The organism is Nocardioides salarius (genome assembly GCF_016907435.1).
GTDB classification, from domain to species: Bacteria; Actinomycetota; Actinomycetes; order Propionibacteriales; family Nocardioidaceae; genus Nocardioides; species Nocardioides salarius.
Genome location: NZ_JAFBBZ010000001.1, coordinates 2,618,860 through 2,637,542 on the forward strand (window position 1 = coordinate 2,618,860; position 18,683 = coordinate 2,637,542).

Annotated in this window: 15 protein-coding genes; 6 read left to right on the top strand and 9 right to left on the bottom strand. The window is 74.6% G+C overall.

The genetic code is table 11. The features are described from left to right. Nucleotides 1–3 precede the first annotated feature (3 nt). Nucleotides 4–1,752 (bottom strand): sensor histidine kinase, encoded by a 1,749-nt coding sequence (locus JOE61_RS22545; protein WP_193668190.1) that lies wholly within the window; start codon nt 1,750–1,752, stop codon nt 4–6. 138 nt (nt 1,753–1,890) lie between these two features. After that, the gene (locus tag JOE61_RS22550; RefSeq protein ID WP_193668188.1) at nt 1,891–3,657 is read right to left on the bottom strand and encodes a sensor histidine kinase; all 1,767 of its coding nucleotides are present in this window, start codon (nt 3,655–3,657) and stop codon (nt 1,891–1,893) included. 119 nt (nt 3,658–3,776) lie between these two features. Here JOE61_RS22550 and purF point away from each other — a divergent pair, with 119 nt between their 5' ends. From purF to JOE61_RS12570, 3 genes are all read left to right on the top strand, one after another. Continuing rightward, nucleotides 3,777–5,324, top strand: a complete 1,548-nt coding sequence (purF, locus tag JOE61_RS12560) for an amidophosphoribosyltransferase (protein ID WP_193668186.1) — start codon at nt 3,777–3,779, stop codon at nt 5,322–5,324. An 18-nt stretch (nt 5,325–5,342) separates the two neighbouring features. Further along, a complete protein-coding gene (purM, locus tag JOE61_RS12565; protein WP_193668184.1) occupies nt 5,343–6,422 on the top strand; it encodes a phosphoribosylformylglycinamidine cyclo-ligase in 1,080 nt (359 codons plus the stop codon). Nucleotides 6,423–6,552: 130 nt separating this feature from the next. Next, on the top strand, nt 6,553–6,732 hold the full coding sequence (locus JOE61_RS12570) for a DUF3073 domain-containing protein (protein WP_179614518.1): 180 nt from the start codon (nt 6,553–6,555) through the stop codon (nt 6,730–6,732). 156 nt (nt 6,733–6,888) lie between these two features. On the opposite strand, the gene JOE61_RS12575 is transcribed toward JOE61_RS12570, so the two are convergent. The 7 genes from JOE61_RS12575 to JOE61_RS12605 all read right to left on the bottom strand — a co-directional run bounded on the left by JOE61_RS12575 (nt 6,889) and on the right by JOE61_RS12605 (nt 16,518). Further along, a complete protein-coding gene (locus JOE61_RS12575) occupies nt 6,889–8,004 on the bottom strand; it encodes a Glu/Leu/Phe/Val family dehydrogenase (protein ID WP_193668183.1) in 1,116 nt (371 codons plus the stop codon). A gap of 86 nt (nt 8,005–8,090) precedes the next feature. Further along, entirely contained in the window at nt 8,091–9,419 is a 1,329-nt protein-coding gene (locus tag JOE61_RS12580; protein ID WP_307822992.1) for a hypothetical protein, read from the bottom strand. Between the two features lie 164 nt (nt 9,420–9,583). Continuing rightward, nucleotides 9,584–12,895 carry a response regulator gene (locus JOE61_RS12585; RefSeq protein ID WP_193668181.1) on the bottom strand — a complete coding sequence of 1,104 codons (3,312 nt, stop codon included), beginning with the start codon at nt 12,893–12,895 and terminating at the stop codon, nt 9,584–9,586. Between the two features lie 133 nt (nt 12,896–13,028). Then, complete coding sequence (locus tag JOE61_RS12590; RefSeq protein ID WP_193668179.1) at nt 13,029–13,376, bottom strand: hypothetical protein; 348 nt, start codon at nt 13,374–13,376, stop codon at nt 13,029–13,031. A 65-nt stretch (nt 13,377–13,441) separates the two neighbouring features. Continuing rightward, the gene (locus JOE61_RS12595) at nt 13,442–13,645 is read right to left on the bottom strand and encodes a hypothetical protein (protein ID WP_193668177.1); all 204 of its coding nucleotides are present in this window, start codon (nt 13,643–13,645) and stop codon (nt 13,442–13,444) included. Nucleotides 13,646–14,080: 435 nt separating this feature from the next. Beyond that, the gene (locus JOE61_RS12600; protein WP_193668175.1) at nt 14,081–15,103 is read right to left on the bottom strand and encodes a CNNM domain-containing protein; all 1,023 of its coding nucleotides are present in this window, start codon (nt 15,101–15,103) and stop codon (nt 14,081–14,083) included. Then, nucleotides 15,100–16,518 carry a hemolysin family protein gene (locus JOE61_RS12605; protein ID WP_193668170.1) on the bottom strand — a complete coding sequence of 473 codons (1,419 nt, stop codon included), beginning with the start codon at nt 16,516–16,518 and terminating at the stop codon, nt 15,100–15,102. Before JOE61_RS12605 ends, JOE61_RS12600 begins: the two co-directional genes overlap by 4 nt. Nucleotides 16,519–16,754: 236 nt before the next feature. Here JOE61_RS12605 and JOE61_RS12610 point away from each other — a divergent pair, with 236 nt between their 5' ends. The 3 genes from JOE61_RS12610 to JOE61_RS12620 all read left to right on the top strand — a co-directional run bounded on the left by JOE61_RS12610 (nt 16,755) and on the right by JOE61_RS12620 (nt 18,680). Continuing rightward, on the top strand, nt 16,755–17,183 hold the full coding sequence (locus tag JOE61_RS12610) for a CBS domain-containing protein (RefSeq protein WP_193668168.1): 429 nt from the start codon (nt 16,755–16,757) through the stop codon (nt 17,181–17,183). A gap of 100 nt (nt 17,184–17,283) precedes the next feature. Next, a complete protein-coding gene (locus tag JOE61_RS12615) occupies nt 17,284–17,985 on the top strand; it encodes an ANTAR domain-containing protein (protein WP_193668166.1) in 702 nt (233 codons plus the stop codon). Continuing rightward, complete coding sequence (locus JOE61_RS12620) at nt 17,982–18,680, top strand: GAF domain-containing protein (RefSeq protein ID WP_193668164.1); 699 nt, start codon at nt 17,982–17,984, stop codon at nt 18,678–18,680. Before JOE61_RS12615 ends, JOE61_RS12620 begins: the two co-directional genes overlap by 4 nt. The last annotated feature ends 3 nt before the right edge of the window (nt 18,681–18,683 follow it).

Sequence of the window (18,683 nt, forward strand, 5' to 3'; positions counted from 1 at the left end):
CGCTCAGACGCGGCTGCCGGGGAGGGTGACGGTGAAGACGCTGCCCTCCCCGGGGGCCGACTCGACGTCGATCCGGCCGCCGAGGTGGTGCACGACGCGGTGCACGATCGCCAGCCCGAGCCCCGTGCCCGGCTGGCTGGCGGCAGCGGGGTCGGCCGAGCGGTAGAACTCCTCGAAGAGGCGCTGCTTCTCGGCGGGGTCGATGCCGATGCCGCGGTCGACGACCCGCAGCACCACGGTGGGTGGCGCGGCCTCGAGGTGCACGTCGACCTCACCGCCGTCGTGGGAGTACTTCACGGCGTTGCTGACCAGGTTGACGACCAGCCGCTCGAGGTCGGAGGGGTCGGCGTCGACCAGGGCCTGCTGGGACGGCAGGTGCACCTGTACCCGGATGCCGCGGGCGTCGGCCTGCACCGCCAGGCCGTCGACGACGTCGTGCAGGAGGGCGCCGAGGTCGTGCGGCTCCAGCGACGCGGGGTCGGCCGCCTCGTCGAAGCGGGCCAGCGTCAGCAGGTCGGCCACGATGTCGTCGAGACGCCGGGTGGCCCGTCCGATCCCGCGCAGCGAGCGCTGCACCTGGGTGCCGGTGCCCGGCTCCTCGGCGAGGAACATCTCCAGCATGTCGAGGTAGCCGCCGACGGCCGCGAGCGGGTTCTTGAGCTCGTGGGCCATCGTCGCGATCAGCTGCTGGCGGTACGCCGCGGCCTGCTGCTCGCGCTCGAAGCTGCGGGCGTTGAGCACCGCCCGGCCGAGGTCGTGGCCGATGTCGAGCGCGGCGCTGGCCTCCTCGTCGGACCAGTCGGCTCGGTCGTGGCGGAACATCAGCAGGCGGCCGACGCACTCGGGACCGGCCCCGAGCGGCGTCAGCAGCAGCGAGGCGTCACCCTGCTCGTGGAGGCCGTCGAGCAGCACCGCGTGCTCCTCGGCGCTGAGCAGCGCGGGAGCCGCGCGGCGGTGCGACACGATGGCGACCTGCTGGTCGCGCCAGCAGCGCTCGGCCAGGAGACGCGACTGCAGCGAGAGCTCGTCGAGGTCGGCCACGTCCTCCTCGGCCAGCAGGTGCACACGCACCTCGTCGACGGCGAACCCGTCGCAGACGCTGTCGATCGTGGTCTGCACCAGGCGGGCCAGGTCGAGGTCGGCGGTCGCGGTGCGGACCACCCGCCGCGCCGCGTCGGCGAGACGCACCTGCTCGCGCAGCCGCTCGTGCTCGAGCGCCTGGACCATGGCCCGGTTGGCGCGCTCGGCGTGCTCGGCGAGACGGCGGCGCTGCTCGGGGCCGGGACGACGGCCGTCGTGGGGCAGGTCGACCCAGACGATGCCCTGCAGGGCGCCCTCGGCGTCGGTGAGCGGAGCCATCAGCAGGTCGCACGGCTGCCAGGCGTCCGGGTGGGCGTCGGCACCGTCGCCCTCCGCGGAGCCCACCCAGATGTGGTCGAGCAGCTCGACCGCCTCGTGGTGCGGCAGGAAGCGCAGCGGTCCCCACCGCTCCGCGCGCTCGAGCATGGTCATCGCGACCGGGGTCGGGGTGATGTCGCCGGTCAGGTCCGCCGCCGCGTCGTCGTCGCCGTCGACGACGACGAACTCGAGCTCGTCGCTGGCGCGGAAGAGGCTCACGGCCGAGACCCGGAAGCCGCCGGCGCTGGCCATCTCGGCCGCGATCGTGCCGAGCATCCGGGCCAGGTCGGGGCTGTCCCGCGACGTCGAGGGGTCCACAGGAGCCGTGGTGGCGGTGCCCGGGGTTTGGCTCACGGGGGCGGCTCCGGCAGCTGGTGCAGTTGTCGGGCGGACGGGGGTCTGCTCCACCATAAAGCGGCCTCTTGGCCGACGGCCCCTCTTTCCACAGGTCGGGCCCGGCCGCGACGCGACGGGCTCGGGGCCCGCCGTGCCTCAGCCCGTGACCGCGACGGGCAGCCGCACCCGGAAGGTGCTGCCCTCCCCGAGCCGCGACTCCACCTCGGTGCGACCGCCGTGGCGGGCCACGATGCGGTGCACGATGCTCAGGCCCAGGCCGGTGCCCGGCTGGGCCTGGGCGAGGGGGTTGGTGGAGCGGAAGAACTCCTGGAAGAGCTGCTCCTGGTCCTCCGGCGAGATGCCCAGCCCGGTGTCGGTGCACTCCAGCACCGCCTCGGCGTCCTCGACCGCGAGGCAGACGGTCACCCGGCCGCCGGAGGGGGTGTACTTGCCGGCGTTGCTGACCAGGTTGGTGACGACCCGCTCGATCTCCTCGAGGTCGGCCATGGCCACCACCGCCCGGTCGGGCTTCTCGACGACGACCTCGATGCCCTTGCGGGTCAGGACGTGGCCCTGCAGCCCCAGCACGTCGTCGACGACGTCGGCGAGGTCGACGGGCCGCGGCACCACGGGGTGGGCGGGGTCGCCCACCCTCGCCAGGAGCAGCAGGTCGTCGGCGACGCGGGCCAGGCGCCGTGCGCCGCGGTCGATCGCGGCCACCGACGCGGAGACGAGGGGCTCGGTCTCCTCGTCCTGCAGGATCTCGAGGTGGCCCACGATCGCGGCGAGCGGGTTCTTGAGTTCGTGCGACACCGTGGCGATCAGGCGTCCCTTGTAGACGTCGAGGGCACGCAGCTCCTCGATCAGGCGGTGCTCACGCTCGAAGGAGCGGGCGTTGAGCACCACCCGCCCGAGGTCGTGGCCGATGTCGAGGGCGGCCTCGCGCTCGGTGTCGCTCCAGGGCTGCGCGCCCGGCGGCCGGGTCAGCACCAGGTTGCCCAGCGCCTCGGGCCCGGCGCCGATCGGCACGAAGAGCAGCGCGCCGACCCGGATGGACTCGAGGAAGTCGACGATCTCGGTGACGTCGCGCTCGGTCAGCACCGGCGCGAAGGGGTGCTCGTGCGAGACCACGTCGACGCGCTGCTGGGTCCACGCGGCCCGCGCCGCCCGCTCGGCGACCCGCACGAGCCGTCCCGGCAGGCTGACCTCGGTCTGGTCGGCCGTCACGATCCGCCCGGTCCCGTGCCCGTCGTCGTCGTCGAAGATCTGCATCCACGCCCCGACGGCACGGAAGCCCTGCATCAGGGCGTCGGCGCTGGCGCCCATCACCTCGTCGACGCCGAGGTGCGCGGGGGCGTTGCGGACGATCTGGCGAGCGGCCGAGGCCAGGCGCACCTGCTCGGCCAGCTGCTCGCGCTCGAGGGCCAGCAGGGCGGCCCGCGCGGCCTGGTCGGCGTACGCCGCCAGCACCCGCTGCGCCTCCGGGCCCGGGCGGCGCCCGTCCTCGGGCACGTCCATGGACAGCATGCCCAGCAGCTCGCCGTCGCGCCCGTGCAGCGGCGCGCACAGGGCGTCCATGGGGTGCCAGGCGTCGGGGGCGTCGATGGGCACGGTGTCGGGCACCCAGCCCCAGACGTGGAGGTCGTCGGGGAGCGCCTCGTGGGGGACGAAGAGCAGCGGCCCCCAGCGTTCGGCCAGCTCGAGCTCGGCGAGGATGAAGGTGAGCGGGGTCCGCGAGCCCAGCAGTGCCCCGCGCACGGCCTCGTCGCCGGCCACCGCGACGGTCTCGAGCTCGTCGCCGCGCACCAGCCCGACGGCCGCGACCTGGAAGCCCACCACCCGGGTCACGCCCTCGGCGATCAGGGTCAGGACGTCGGCCCCCGGGGTCGCGGTGTCGGCACCCGGCCAGGCTCGCTCGCTCACAGGTCTCTCGTCCGTCCACGCGTCTTGGTCATGCTCCCAGGCTGCGGTGATCGTACGGCCCGGGTCCGCGTCCGGGAGGCGAATCGGCCAGGCAGCCCCCGGTGCGTAGACTGCGAGCCGTGCCCTTCCAGAGCAGTGGCAGCACCCGCCGAGGTGGAGACGGGCGACTGACGACCGCCCTCGACCCGCAGGACCAGGGGCCGCAGGACGCCTGCGGCGTCTTCGGCGTCTGGGCGCCCGGTGAGGACGTCGCCAAGCTGACCTACTTCGGCCTCTACGCGCTGCAGCACCGAGGCCAGGAGTCGGCCGGCATCGCGGTGAGCAACGGTCGCCAGATCCTGGTCTACAAGGACATGGGGCTGGTCTCGCAGGTCTTCGACGAGACCACGCTCGACTCCCTCAAGGGCCACCTGGCGATCGGGCACTCGCGCTACTCCACCACCGGCGCCTCGACCTGGGAGAACGCCCAGCCGACGTTCCGTCCCACGCCCGACGGCTCCATCGCGCTGGGCCACAACGGCAACCTCATCAACACCCACGAGCTGCGCGAGGAGGTCGCGGCGCTGCCGGGTCCCGACGGCGAGCTCGACCTGCAGCGCCCGGGCGACGCCGCTACCAACGACACCAGCCTGGTCACCGCGCTGCTGGCCCACCACCCCGACAGCACCCTCGAGGCGCGGGCGCTGGAGGTGCTGCCGATGCTGCGCGGGGCCTTCTGCTTCGTGTGGATGAACGAGGACACCCTCTACGCCGCCCGTGACCCCCAGGGCATCCGCCCGCTGGTGCTCGGGCGTCTCGACCGGGGCTGGGTGGTGGCCTCCGAGGACGCCGCGCTCGCCACGATCGGTGCCAGCGTGGTGCGTGAGGTCGAGCCCGGCGAGATGATCGTCATCGACGGCGACGGGCTGCGCTCGCACACCTTCGCCGAGCCCGAGCGCAAGGGCTGCGTCTTCGAGTACGTCTACCTCGCCCGCCCCGACGCCAAGATCGCCGGCCGATCGGTGCACGAGGCGCGCGTCGAGATGGGGCGCGAGCTGGCCCGCCAGTTCCCCGTCGACGCCGACATGGTGATGCCGGTGCCCGAGTCGGGCACCCCCGCCGCGTCCGGCTACGCCGAGGAGTCCGGCATCCCCTTCGGCCAGGGCTTCGTCAAGAACGCCTACGTCGGGCGCACCTTCATCCAGCCCAGCCAGACGCTGCGCCAGCTCGGCCTGCGGCTCAAGCTCAACGCCCTCGAGCACATGATCCGCGGCAAGAAGCTCGTCGTCGTCGACGACTCGATCGTGCGCGGCAACACCCAGCGTGCGCAGGTGCGGATGCTGCGCGAGGCCGGTGCCCTCGAGGTGCACGTGCGGATCTCCTCGCCCCCGGTGAAGTGGCCCTGCTTCTACGGCATCGACTTCGCCACCCGCGCCGAGCTGATCGCCAACGGTCTCGACGTCGACGAGATCGCGGCCAGCGTCGGCGCCGACAGCCTCGGCTACATCTCGCTCGAGGGGATGGTCGCCTCGACGGGCCAGGAGCGCTCGAGCCTGTGCACCGCCTGCTTCACCGGCGACTACCCGGTCGAGCTGCCCGACGAGTCGCTGCTCGGCAAGCACCTCCTCGAGGCGAGCCTGAGCTCGCCCACCCTGGGCCGCGCGCTGCCGGTCCTCAACAACCCGTGAGCGGCCAGGAGGCCTGACGTGACCGAGACCAACGCCTACGCCCGGGCCGGCGTCGACATCGAGGCGGCCGACACCGCCATCGAGCTGATGAAGGGCTCGGTGGCGCTGGCCACGCGGCCCGAGGTCATCGGCGGGCTCGGCGGCTTCGCCGGCCTCTTCGACGCCACCGCGCTGACCCGCTACACCCGCCCGCTGCTGGCCACCTCGACCGACGGCGTCGGCACCAAGGTCGCGATCGCGCAGGCGATGGACGTGCACGACACCATCGGGCGCGACCTGGTCGGCATGGTCGTCGACGACCTCGTGGTCTGCGGCGCCGAGCCGCTCTTCATGACCGACTACATCGCCACCGGCCGGGTGGTGCCCGAGCGGATCGCGGCCATCGTCAGGGGCATCGCCGAGGGCTGCGCCGAGGCCGGCTGCGCGCTGGTCGGCGGCGAGACCGCCGAGCACCCGGGCCTGCTGGCCCCCGACGAGTACGACGTCGCCGGCGCCACCACCGGCGTGGTCGAGGCCGACCGCCTGCTGGGGCCGGCCCGCGTGCGTCCCGGCGACGTGGTGCTGGCGATGGAGGCCAGCGGCCTGCACTCCAACGGCTACTCGCTGGTGCGCCACGTGCTGCTCGGCAGCGCGGGCGACGGTGGCGCCGGCTGGGCGCTCGACCGTGACGTGCCCGAGCTGGGCCGCACCCTCGGCGAGGAGCTGCTCGAGCCGACCCGCATCTACGCCAAGGCCTGCCTCGACCTCGCCGCGCGCACCGGTGTCCACGCGATGTCGCACGTGACCGGCGGCGGCCTGGCCGCCAACCTCGAGCGGGTGATGCCGGTCGAGCTGGCGGCCACGATCGACCGCGCCACCTGGACCCCCCAGCCCGTCTTCGACCTGGTGCGCCGCGTCGGCTCGGTCTCCCAGCCCGACCTGGAGGCGACGCTGAACTGCGGCGTGGGCATGGTGGCGCTGCTGCCGGCGGGCGACGTCGACACCGCGGTGTCGGTGCTGGCCGGGCACGGCGTGCGCGCCTGGGTCGCCGGCGAGGTGCGGGCGTCGGCCGACCGCGGTGGGCGCGTCGACCTGGTGGGCCAGCACCCCGGTTGGTGAAGCCTGGGGGCGTCACCGCGAGCCGGGTGTGCGTGAACGACCCCCCAGCAGGTAGCGTTGCCCCCACGAGATTGCAGAGACAGCCCGGGAGCCATAGCGCCCCGGCCAAGCGTGCGAGGGGGCTGACCCTATGGGGCGCGGCCGTGCAAAGGCCAAGCAGACGAAGGTCGCCCGCGACCTGAAGTACCGCACTCACGAGACGGACTTCGGGGCGCTGGCGCGAGAGCTGCATGGCAGTGAAGAAGCGAGTGACACCGAGCAGGGCGACGAGCCCGACGAGTGGTCGGACTACGACCCTCGTCGCGACTGAGCCCTCCGGCGGCCCTCGGGCCCTCCGCGAGCCGGCACCAGCTCCTGCGAGCCGGCGCTGCTTCCTGCGCGAGCCGGCGGCACTTCCTGCCGCCGACGTCGTACGACGGGAAGTGGCGCCGGCTCGGCGAGGAACGGGCGCCGGCTCGGGGGTGTCTCAGCCGACCCAGATGGAGCGCAGCCGACCCACGTCGCGCATCCGCGCCTCGGCGATCCGGTCGGCGGCCAGGGCCGGCGAGACGTGCTCGGCCTCGGCATGGGCCAGGATCGCCAGGGTGGTGTCGAAGATGCCCGTGGCGCGCTGGCGGGCGCGCTCGAAGCTGAAGCCGGCGGGGTGCAGCTCGTCGGCGACCTGGACCAGCCCGCCGGCGTTGACGCAGTAGTCGGGGGCGTAGACGACGCCGCGGTCGGCCAGCGCCTTCTCGACGCCGGGATGGGCCAGCTGGTTGTTGGCCGCGCCGCAGACGACGCGGGCGCTGAGCACCTCGACGACCTCGTCGCTGATCGCGCCGCCCATCGCGCAGGGCGCGTAGACGTCGAGCCGGGAGCCCACCAGCTCCTCGGTGGTGGCCACGGACCGCACGCCCGGGTGGGCGGCCAGCACGGCGTCGACCGCGGGCGCGTGGACGTCGGTGACGACCACGTCGGCGCCGTCCTCGACGAGGTGGGCCACGAGGTGGCGCCCGACCTTGCCGACCCCGGCGACCCCGATGGTGCGCCCGGCCAGGGTGGGCTCGCCAAAGGCGACCTGGGCCGCGGCCCGCATGCCCTGGAAGACGCCGTACGCCGTCAGCACCGAGCTGTCGCCGGCGCCGCCGTGGGCGACGGTGCGGCCGGTGACGAAGTCGCACTCGCGCGCGACGTGGTCCATGTCGACCGAGAAGGTGCCGATGTCGCAGGCGGTGCGGTAGCGCCCGCCGAGGGTCTGCACGAACCGGCCGTAGGCGCGCAGCAGCGCCTCGGTCTTCAGCGTCGCCGGGTCGCCGATGATCACGGCCTTGCCGCCGCCGAGGTCGAGGCCGGCCAGCGCCGCCTTGTAGGACATCCCGCGCGAGAGGTCGAGCACGTCGCGCAGCGCGTCTGCGGTCGAGGCGTAGGGGTAGAAGCGGGTGCCGCCCAGCGCCGGGCCCAGGGCGGTGGAGTGGATGGCGACGATCGCGCGCAGGCCGGTGGCCGGGTCGTTGGCGAAGACGACCTGCTCGTGCTCGGCGCCGACCTCGAAGACGTCGACGGGGCTGCCGGGGCTGCCGGGGCTGCTGGGGGTCACGGACATGATGGGCCGCTCTCTGCTCGGGCCACGGGGGTGGTGTGGCGGTGGGTGGCGAGGCCCGCAGGGGTGGCGCAGGTCTCACTGCCAGCCTACGACGCCGGGTCCGCCGCCGTGTCTTCCGCGCCGGCCCCCGGCGCCGCCGCGGGGGCGCGCAGCACCACCACGTCGCCGTGGCTGCCGTAGCCCACGACCCGCCCGCCCACGCCGCGGCCGTTGAAGGTGAGCAGCAGCCAGCCTCCGTCGGGCAGCGGGGCGAGCGTGGGCCACGGGATGTTGGTCGGGTACGCCGCGTCCAGCGGTGCGCCGTCGGGTCGCAGGTCGAGGTCGAGCACGGGGTACTGCGCCCGGTGCCGCCGCGGGTTGTCGCGCCCGTCGCTGGCCAGCACCCGCCACCGCCCGTCCCAGCGCACCAGGGTGGTGCCCTCGGTGGCACGCCGCGAGGTCAGCGCGGCGCGCAGCGAGAGCCGGTCCAGCGCCGGCCCCTCGGCGAGCACGGGGTGGAAGTCGAAGAACTCCCGCGCGCTGACGTAGCCGACCAGCCACACCGGCCCCTGCCCGAGGTCGGTGCGCACCAGGTGCGGGTCCCACACGCCGACGGAGGCCAGGGGGTCGACCGGCAGCGGCAGCGGCTCGGTGTCGAGCACGTGGCGCCCGTGCAGCAGGTCGGCGTCGGTGCGCGCCAGCGTCACCTCGACCCCCGCGTCGTCGCGCCGGTGGTCGAAGTCGCCCCAGGTGCTGGTCGCGACCAGCCAAGAGCCACCGTCGCGCACCACGTGGGTGGCGTGGTCGCCGAAGACCCCCGGCCGTCCCGGCCTGCGGAAGAACAGGTCGGCGCGGTGCTCGAGCCGGTAGCCGTCGAGCTCGAGGCGCCACACCGAGGTGTGGGCGGTGCCGAAGAACCCCGGCCCCGCGCTCGTCGCGCTGAGCCACAGCACCCGCCCCTCCTCGCCCGGCCCGTCGGCGTACGCCGTGCCGTCGGCGTGGGTGAGCAGCCTCAGGTCGCGCAGCCCGAGCTGGCCGTAGCCGCCGGCGCGCAGCCGGGCCACGTCGCCGGTGTGCTCGACCTCGAGGCCGGCCAGCCAGGTCTCGTCGCGGCACAGCCCGGCCGCACGACCGCGGTCACCCACCTCGCGCAGGTCGATGCGTCCGTGGGCGCGCCAGCCGCTGCCGTCGTCGCCGAGCACGACCGCCTCGGTGCCGGTGAGGGTGAGCGCCATCCGGCGCAGCCCCTCGGCGCGGGCCGAGCGCCGGCTGCGGTGCCGGCTGGTGCGGGGCGCGGGGGAGGCCGGCGTGCCGACGGTGGTGGTGACCTCGAGGAGGCACGCGCCCTCGGCGTGCACCGCGCTCACCGACAGCGTGTCGTCGCCGAGCCGCAGCCGCACGGGGCCGGTGCCCCGCAGCTCGGCCTCGACGGCCACGCAGGGGGCAGGCTGCGGGAGCGCGTGGCGCGAGGAGCCCCCGGGGTCGGCCCGGTCGACCTGCACCGCACCGGGCGCGACGAGGTCGACCGGCCGGCGCCGGGCGACCTCCTCGAACCGGCCGGGTGCTGCCGGGCCGGGCTCGTGCGGCGGGGGCGCGCTGGTCAGGGCCGCACCAGCCGGGCGAGCTCGTCGACGGCGAGCGCCACCTCGGCCTCGAGCTCGTCGAGCAGCGGCCGGGCCTCGTCGGTGCGCCCGGCGTGGGTGTGGGCCTCGAGCGCGGCGGCCACGGCGGAGACCCGGGGCAGGCCCAGGTTGAGCGCGCTGCCCTTGACCAGGTGGGAGGCGGTGAAGGCACGGTTGGCGTCGCGGGCGTCGACGGCGGCGCGGATGGCCGCGACCTGGTCGTCGATGCGGCTGGAGAAGGAGCGCGCCGTGCGGTCGAAGAAGCTCTGTCCGTCCTTGACCAGCTCGTCGAGGACCTGGCGGCGCACCTCGTCGACCACCGGCGGCTCCGGCTCGGCCTCCTCACCCGGCTCCGGCTCGGGGGTCGGTTCGGGGGTCGGGTCGGGTGCCGGACCTGGTGCCGGACCTGGTGCGGGGTCGGGTGCTGGGGCGTCGTCGGCAGGCTGGGGCCGGCTCCAGCGCCGCACCACCTCCTCCAGCGCGGTCGGGTCGACGGGCTTGGTCAGGAAGTCGTCCATCCCGACCTGCAGGCAGCGCTCCCGCTCGCCCTCGAGCGCCGAGGCCGTCATGGCGATGATCGGCACCCGGCGCCCGGCGCCCTCGCGGGCCCGGATCACCTCGGTGGCCTCGAAGCCGTCCATCTCCGGCATCCGGCAGTCCATCAGCACCAGCGCGTAGTCGTGCCCGGCGCGCAGCGCCTCGACGGCGCCCAGCCCGTCGTCGGCGACGTCGACGTGCAGCCCCAGCGACTCCAGCAGCCCCGTGGCCACGAGCTGGTTGACCGGGTTGTCCTCGACGACGAGCACCCGGAGGTCGAGGGAGGGCACCACCAGCCGGCGCACCGCGCGGTGCGCCGGCTGCCCACCGCGCCCGGTGGCGGCGACCAGCGCGTCGTAGAGCTCGGCGTGGCGCACCGGCTTGTTGAGGGTGGTGCTGATGCCGGCGGCGCGGGCGCTGCGGCTGCTGACGGCCTGGTCGGAGGTCAGCAGCAGCATCTTCAGCCCGGCGAGGTCGGGGTCGCTGTGGATCATCCGGGCCAGCTCGAGTCCGTCGATGCGGGGCAGCACCAGGTCGAGCAGGCCGATGGTGAACGGCTCGCCCGCCGCGTGCGCCTCGCGCAGCGCCGCCAGCGCCTCGGCCGGGGTGGCCACCGCCACGGGTCGCAGGTGCCAGGCGGCGAGCTGCTCGGTGAGGATGAAGCGGTTGGTCTCGTTGTCGTCGACCACCAGGACCCGCTCGTCGCGCAGCGGCTGGGGTCGCGGGGCGCTCTGCCGCGGGGCCACCGAGGTGTGCTCCAGCAGGGCGGTGAAGGCGAAGGTGCTGCCGCGGCCGAGCTCGCTGTCGACATGGATCCGCCCGCGCATGGCCTCGACGAGCTGCTGCGAGATCGCCAGACCGAGGCCGGTGCCGCCGTGGCGCCGGTTGGTCGAGAGGTCGGCCTGGGTGAAGGCGTCGAAGAGGCCCGCCTGGGCCTCGGGCGCGATGCCGGCACCGGTGTCGGTGACCTCGACCCGCAGCAGCACCCCCTCGTCGTCGCTGCGCTCGATACGCGCCCGGATCGCGACCTCGCCGTGCTCGGTGAACTTGACCGCGTTGGAGCCGAGGTTGGTCAGGACCTGGCCCAGGCGGGTCGGGTCGCCGCGCAGGAACTCCGGCACCTCGGGGTGGCAGGAGACCACCAGCTCGAGGTCCTTCTCGTGGGCCGGCCCGCTGAGCACGGCCGCGGTCTGCTCGAAGACGCTGCGCACGTCGAAGTCGACGTCCTCCAGCTCGAGCTTGCCCGACTCGATCTTCGACAGGTCGAGGATGTCGTTGATGATCGCCAGCAGCGACAGCCCGGCGCTCTGCACGCCTGCCGCGAGCCGGTGCTGGTGGTCGTCGAGCTCGGTGCGCAGCAGCAGCTCGTTGAGGCCGATGACGCCGTTCATCGGTGTGCGGATCTCGTGGCTCATCGTGGCCAGGAACTCCGACTTGAGCCGGGAGGCCTCCATCGCGGCGTCGCGCGCGGCGCGCACCTCGGCGGCGTCACGTTCGCGGGTCGCGACGACACCGAGCTGGTCGGCGACCTGCGCGGCCAGGCGCTGGTGCTCCTCGCCGACCCAGGGGCCGGTCAGGGCCTGCAGGACGGCCACGACCTGGTCGCCGGCCAGCACCGGCAGGGCGACGAGGTGCCGGGCGCTGGTGTCGGGGGCGTCGGGGGCGTCGTGCGGCGCCGGGGCGGGGCCGTCGGCGATGCGGGCGGTACGACGTGCGCGCTCGGCCAGGTCGGTGTCGGGCGGGCAGGCGGGCGGGATCGGCAGGTCGAGGCGGCGCAGGGGCCCGTCGTCGGAGTCGACGCGGTAGCCGGCGACCGGCGACCAGTCGGTGTGCTCGACCAGGGAGGCCCCGACGACGACGACGGCCTCTTCGAGCGTGGTGGCGCTGTTGGCCGCGACGGCGAGCTCCTGCAGCAGGCGGATCCGCCCGGTGGCCTCGGTCGCGGCCTGCTGGTGGCGGTGCAGGGCCGTGACGTCGGCGGTGGTGCCGCTCATCCGCAGCGGGCGACAGGTCGTGGTGTCGCGGGTGACCCGGCCCCGGCCGTGGGTCCAGCGCACCTCGCCCGACGGACGCAGCACCCGAGCGTCGAACGAGAACTCCTCGGCGCCCTCGAAGGTGGCCTGCACCCGTTCCTGCACCATCTCGCGGTCGTCGGGGTGGATGCGGTCGAGGAAGCCCTGGTAGGTCGCGACGTGGTCGGCGGGGTCCAGGTCGTAGATGCGGTAGAGCTGCTCGGACCACACGACCCGGTCGGCCACGACGTCCCAGGACCAGCTGCCGATGCCGGAGATGTCCTGCGCCTCGGCGAGCTGGCGCTCGCGCTCGGTGACCTCGGCGAGACGTCGGACGAGCGACTCCTCCCCGTCGTCCGGTGCGGCACCGGCAGCAGGGTCGGGGGTCAGCCGGTGCAGCCAGCGGACCGGGGCTGCGGGCTCGCGCACGGGCGAGTAGCTGACGAGCACCGGCTGCAGCGTGCCGTCGGCGCGCTGCAGCGCCATCGGCACGTTGTCGCGGCCACGGGTGGCGCGCGCGAGCAGGGAGACGTGGCGCGCGACGCGGGCCCGGGTCTCGGGCGCGAAGGCCTCGGTGGCGGGGGTGCCCACGAGGTCGTCGTCGGGGCGGCCGAGCAGCTCACCCAGGCGACGGTTGGCCCACACGGTGGTGCCGTCGGCGTCGAGGAGCCACAGCGCGTCGGTGCTGGCCTCGACGACGGCACGCCACGAGGCGCCGGTGGTGCCGGCCGGCTCAGCCACGTGTCCCTCCATGGGTGGTCGTCGCGCGATGGTGGTGGCGCAGTGCCCGGTGTGTGCCCCAGTGTGGCCTGCCCGGGCGTGCCGGGTCCCAGGTTCGCACGTGGTGCCCCCACCCGGGAGGTCGACTCGTCCGTCAGCGCAGGGTGACCACGAGCCCGAGCAGCGTGGGGAGCACGCCGAGCAGCAGCCACGGGGACAGCACGGGACGGCGGTGGATCGCCCGGGCGACCGCCACGGCGATCACCGCGAAGACCCCGGCGATGACCTCGAGGCCCACGACCGGCACCAGGTCGTCCTGGTCGATCACCCAGGCGGCCAGGAGCAGGCCGAAGGTCAGGTGCAGGATCGTCGTGGTGGCCAGCACCGACAGCACCCACTGCTGGACGCGCCCGAGCGAGGCGCTGCTCGGCGGCGGGGGAGGGTTGGCAGGGTCGATCAGGTGGCGGCGCCGTGGGCGCGTGACGGGCTCCGGTGTCGTCATGGTGCTCCCATGGTCCCACGCGGGAGCCCGCGGACCAGGGCCGGAGGTCCCGCCCCGGGCAGCCCTCAGCTGGAGGGCTCGGGCACCTCGCAGTCGACCTCCGGGTTGGCGCCGAAGTAGTTCAGGGGTCCGGCCAGGACCGTGACAGCGGTGGTGCCGGCGGTGGCGCAGCTGACCTCCTGGTCGTCGCCGAAGTAGCCGCGCTGGACGGCGGCGGCGACGCCGATGACGAGCCAGATGATGACGATCGCTCCGAGGATGCCTCGCATGGTGGTGCCTCCTTCTCGCGCCGGCGGCGCTCCCTGGGAGGGTGTCGTGTCCGCTCGGGGTGCACACCGCCCGTGCGGGTGAGGGCCGAGGGGCCGGGCCAGGTGGGAGGGGTGTGCCGGGTGTGTCCGAAGGGGTGGCCCGCGCGCCGACTGGCCACTGGCAGGTTGGTGCCCCACGATCAGGGGCGGGAGCCCGTCCGGGCGTCCCGCGCCCCGTCACCAGGAGGAACCATGAACACTCGCACCATCGCCATCGCCGCTTTCGTCATCGCCATCATCATCCTGCTCTTCCTGGTGCTCTGACCTGACGAGCCCTGGCACGACGGGCCCCCACCCTACGGCTCACGCCGCCCAGGGCGGGGGCCCGTCGTCGTCCCGGCCCGTCGGCCGGGGCTGGTCGGCCGGGGCTGGTCGGACGGGGCTGGTCGGACGGGGCTAGTCGGAGACGACCCGCTCGGCCCTTGCCGTCGCCGGCATCAGCCGCGACAGCAGGTCGGCGATGGTCACCACCGCCGGGGCGGCGCCCTCGCGCACGACCAGGGCGATCTGGGTGCCCTGCTCACGCAGGTCGGAGAGGGCCTCCAGCACCGTCGTGCTCCCGTCGAGGCGGTGCAGGTCGCGCACGAACGGGGCCACCGGGTCGTCGTCGCCCGCGGTCAGGGTGTCGCGCACGTGCACGACGCCGGTGGGGGCGTGCCGGCTGCCCACCAGCACCCGCAGGTGACCGGTGGTGCGGGCCTGCTCGTGCACCTCCGCGACGCTGGCCCCGGCCTCGACCACGACGAGCTCGCGGTCGCCGACCACCTGGTCGACGGTGGCTCGCGACGTCTCCAGCGCGCTCACGAGCTGCGCGGAGGAGCCGGCGTCGAGCTCACCGGTCTCGGCGGAGTGGCGCACCAGCTCGCGCAGGTCGTCCGGGTCCTGCTCGATGGCCACCTCGGCCTTCGGCTCCACGCCCAGGCGCTGGACGAGACGGTTGGCGGCCTCGTTGAGCACGTGCAGCGCCGGGCGGAAGGTCCACATGAACGCGCGCATCGGCAGCGCGAGCATGGTCGCGGAGCGCTCGGGGTGGCTGATCGCCCACGACTTGGGCGCCATCTCGCCCACCACCAGGTGCAGGAAGGTGACCAGCAGCAGCGCCAGGGCGAACGACGCCGGGGCGGCGGCGTACGCCGGGAGGCCGACCTGCTCGAGCACCGGCTCGAGCGCGTGGTCGACGGCCGGCTTGGTGACCGCGCCCAGCGCGAGCGTGCACGCGGTGATGCCGAGCTGGCTGCCGGCCAGCAGCAGCGGCACCTCGGAGGCGCTGCGCAGGGCGGCCCGCGCCGAGCGGCTGTCGGCCGCGGCCGCCTCGAGGCGGGTGCGCCGGGCCGCGATCACCGAGAACTCGACGGCCACGAAGAAGGCGCTCGCGGCGATGATGGCGATGGTGACGGGGATGGCGGCCAGACCGGTCATCGGGCGACCTCGCTCTCGGTGCTCGGCAGGTCGCTGACGGGCTCGCTGGTGCACAGGGCCACGGCCAGCTGGGTGGGCACGTGCCTGGCGACCTCGAGCACCTCCACCTCAAGGTGGCGCTCGGGCGGGTCGTCGTCGTGGGCCAGGTCGGCGGGGTCGGCGGGCAGGGCCACCACGACGCGCTCGCCGACGTCGGGCAGCGCCCCGAACGAGGAGATCACCAGGCCGCCGAGGGTGACGTAGTCGCCCTCGGGCAGCGACACCCCGATCTCGCGCTCGACCTCGTCGAGGGGGGCGTCGCCGCGCACGCTCCAGCGACCGTCGTCGCCGATCGGCGCCAGGTGCGGCTCCTCGTCGACGTCGTGCTCGTCGGTGATCTCGCCGACGACCTCCTCGGCGAGGTCCTCGACCGTCACCACGCCGACGAAGCCGCCGTACTCGTCGACCACGCAGGCCATCTGGTCGCCGCTGCGCTCCATCGCCGCCAGCGCCGCGGGCAGCAGCATCAGGCTCGGCACGACCGTGGCGGGCCGCACCACCTCGGCCACGGGGCGGCTCGCGCGGGCCTCGTCGTCGGCGACCCCGTGCAGGGCCTCGAGCACGTCGACGAGGTGGACCACCCCCACGATGTCGCCCTCGTCGTCGAGCACGGGGTAGCGCGAGTGACCGCCCTCCATGGCGTCGCGCACCTCCGCGAGCGGGGTGTCCTGGGCGATGACGTCGACGCGGGAGCGCGGCACCAGGGCGTGGCCCACGGGGCGCTGAGGGAAGTCGAGCATCCGGTCGAGCACCAGGCTCAGCTCGGGCGGCAGCTCGCCGGCGTCGCGGGAGACGGTCACGATGCGGCGCAGGTCGTGCAGGTTGGCGGAGTGCTCGACGTCGTGCACCGGCTCGATGCGCAGCACCTTGAGCAGCGCGTTGGAGGCGGCGTCGAAGACCCTGATCAGCCAGCCGAAGGCGCCCATGTAGAGCAGCGTCGAGCGCGAGAGGCGCTCGGCGACCGGGTAGGGCCGGGCGATGGCGAGGTTCTTGGGGAACAGCTCGCCGAAGAGCATCTGCACGAAGGTCGAGCCGACCAGCACCAGCACGGTGCCGGCCAGGACGCCCGTGGCGGTGGGCACCCCCACCCCGCCCAGGACCTCGCCGATCGCGGTGCCCAGCACCGGCTCGGCCACGTAGCCGACCAGCAGGCCCGTCACGGTGATGCCGAGCTGGGCGCCCGAGAGCATGAAGGAGGTGCGGTCGGTGATGCGCAGGGTGCGGCGGGCGGCCTTGTCGCCGCGCCCGGCCATGGCCTTCAGGCGCGACCGGTCGACGGCCATGTAGGCGAACTCCTGGGCCACGAAGTAGCCGTTCGCCGCGATGATGACGGCGATCAGCAGGGTGCCCGCGACCAGGGTGAGGGCGACGTCCATGCCCCCACTGTCGCAGCCGGGCGACGCACCGGGAGGGTGGGCGACGACGCGGGCAGGTCCTCAGGCGGTGGCCAGCGCGCGAGTGCCGGTCATGGCTCGACGCCAGGAATCGTCAAGCACCCCTCTCACCACCCGCTCGGGCGTCTTCGCCCCGAGCACGACATGTGCCGGCGGTCGCCGGGGTACGGCGAGGCCGACCGACCGGGCCCGCCGGCGGCACGAACGAAGGAGGCAGCATGACCACTGCACGCGAGCTGATGACCCCCGACGCCCACTGCGCGCGCACCGAGGAGACCGTGGCCACGGCGGCGGCCCGGATGCGCGACCTCGGGGTCGGCTCCCTGCCCATCTGCGGCGAGGACCAGCGCCTGCACGGCGTCGTGACCGACCGCGACATCGTCGTGGGCTGCGTGGCCGACGGCAAGGACCCCTCGCAGGTGCTGGTGGCGCAGTTCTGCGCGGAGGAGCCGGTGACCATCGGCGCCGACGACGACGCGGGCGAGGCGCTGCGCACGATGATGGACCACGACGTGCGCCGGCTGCCCGTCATCGACGGACACCGGCTCGTCGGCATGCTCAGCCAGGCCGACCTGGCGCGGGCGCTGCCCGAGGACGAGGTGGGCCGGATGCTGGCGGCGGTCTCCGCCCCGCCGTCCGACCGCTGAGCCCCGACGACCTCCGGCCCCGGGCGCGCGTGCGGGCGTAGGGTGAGGGCCCAGTCCAGTCCTGCCCGGCCCGCCGGGCCCGGAGATTGAGGTGGTCGTGGTGTCGCAGCACGCCCACCTGCTGCTGCAGCTGACCCGCATGCTGGCTCGCCAGGAGCTCAGGGGAGCGCCGCTGTCGATGCGGCTCTGCACCGCCTACGTGCGCCTGGCGCGGGCCGAGCGCGGCGCGATCTCGCTGGGGTCGCTGGGCGACGAGCGCGCCCTGCTCTGCGCCACCGACGAGCCGGCCGCGCGCTACGAGGACGCCCAGGACCTGGCGGGGGAGGGCCCCACCCTGCAGGCGCTGCGCACGGGGGCGGTGGCCTCCGTCGACTCCAGCGAGGCGCACGCCAGCACCTGGCCGCGGCTCTCGGGCCTGTCGCCGCAGCACCCCGCCCACGTCCACGCCCTGCCCATGCGCCCCGACGGGGTGGTGGTCGGCGTCGTCACGGTGCACTTCGAGGCCGCCGGGATGCTCGACGAGGAGCAGGAGAGCCTGCACTTCCTCGGTGACGCCGTCGGGGCCGCGTGCCTGGGCCAGGCGTCGTACGACGACGACAGCCGGGGCCTGTGGTCCGAGCGCGACCGGGTGGCCCAGGCGACCGGCGCGATCGTGGCGCAGCTGCGGGTCGGTCCCGCCGACGCCGCGGCCATCCTGCGGGCCCACGCCTTCGCCTCCGACGCCAGCGTGCACGAGGTGGCGCGCCGGGTCGTGAGCGGCGAGCTCGACTTCAGCCGAGATCCCTACGGAGGAACCCAGTGAGCGACTCGAGCGTGCGACACGCCCTCAGCGGCGCGGCGGCCGCCCTGGTGGGCGGCCCCGAGGACGTCACCGACGCCCTGGCCACGCTGGTGGCCGACTGCGCCGCGGGCGTGGGCGCGTCGGCGGTGGCGGTGATGACGCGCGACGGCGACGACTCCCGGGTGGCGCTGCTCAGCGCCACCTCGCACCGGGCAGGGGAGCTCGAGATGCTGCAGATCCAGCACGACCGCGGCCCGTGCGTGGAGTGCCTGCGCACCGACCGGGTGGTGCGCGCGAGCGGCGACGAGATGGTCCAGCGGTGGGGCGAGGTGGGCCAGGGGATCCTCGAGGCGGGCTTCGACTCGGTGGCGGCGTTCCCGATGCGCTACCGCGCCACGACCGTCGGCGGTCTCAACGTCTTCCACGCCGGGGGCTGCCTCGACGCCGAGGACGAGACGCTGGTGCAGGCCGTGGCCGACATGGCCACGCTCCTGGTCGTCCACGCCCGGCCGGTGCCGCGAGCGCACGTCGACGCGCTGGTGGGCGAGGCCCTGCGGGCCCGCGAGGTGGTGGAGCAGGCGAAGGGCGTGCTGTCCTACCTCGAGCGGATCGACCTGGCCACCGCCTACGAGCGGCTGGTGGAGCGCTCCCGCCGGCGCGGCACCACCTTGACCCGCACCGCCCTCGACGTGATCGCCGACGCGCAGCGAGGCTGAGCC

Excerpts from the sequence above, each read along its gene's own strand:
- JOE61_RS12590 (WP_193668179.1), bottom strand. The coding sequence starts at position 13,376 with ATGACGACACCGGAGCCCGTCACGCGCCCACGGCGCCGCCACCTGATC.
- JOE61_RS12605 (WP_193668170.1), bottom strand. The coding sequence starts at position 16,518 with ATGGACGTCGCCCTCACCCTGGTCGCGGGCACCCTGCTGATCGCCGTC.
- JOE61_RS12595 (WP_193668177.1), bottom strand. The coding sequence starts at position 13,645 with ATGCGAGGCATCCTCGGAGCGATCGTCATCATCTGGCTCGTCATCGGC.
- JOE61_RS12600 (WP_193668175.1), bottom strand. The coding sequence starts at position 15,103 with ATGACCGGTCTGGCCGCCATCCCCGTCACCATCGCCATCATCGCCGCG.
- JOE61_RS12575 (WP_193668183.1), bottom strand. The coding sequence starts at position 8,004 with ATGTCCGTGACCCCCAGCAGCCCCGGCAGCCCCGGCAGCCCCGTCGAC.
- JOE61_RS12610 (WP_193668168.1), top strand. The coding sequence starts at position 16,755 with ATGACCACTGCACGCGAGCTGATGACCCCCGACGCCCACTGCGCGCGC.
- JOE61_RS12570 (WP_179614518.1), top strand. The coding sequence starts at position 6,553 with ATGGGGCGCGGCCGTGCAAAGGCCAAGCAGACGAAGGTCGCCCGCGAC.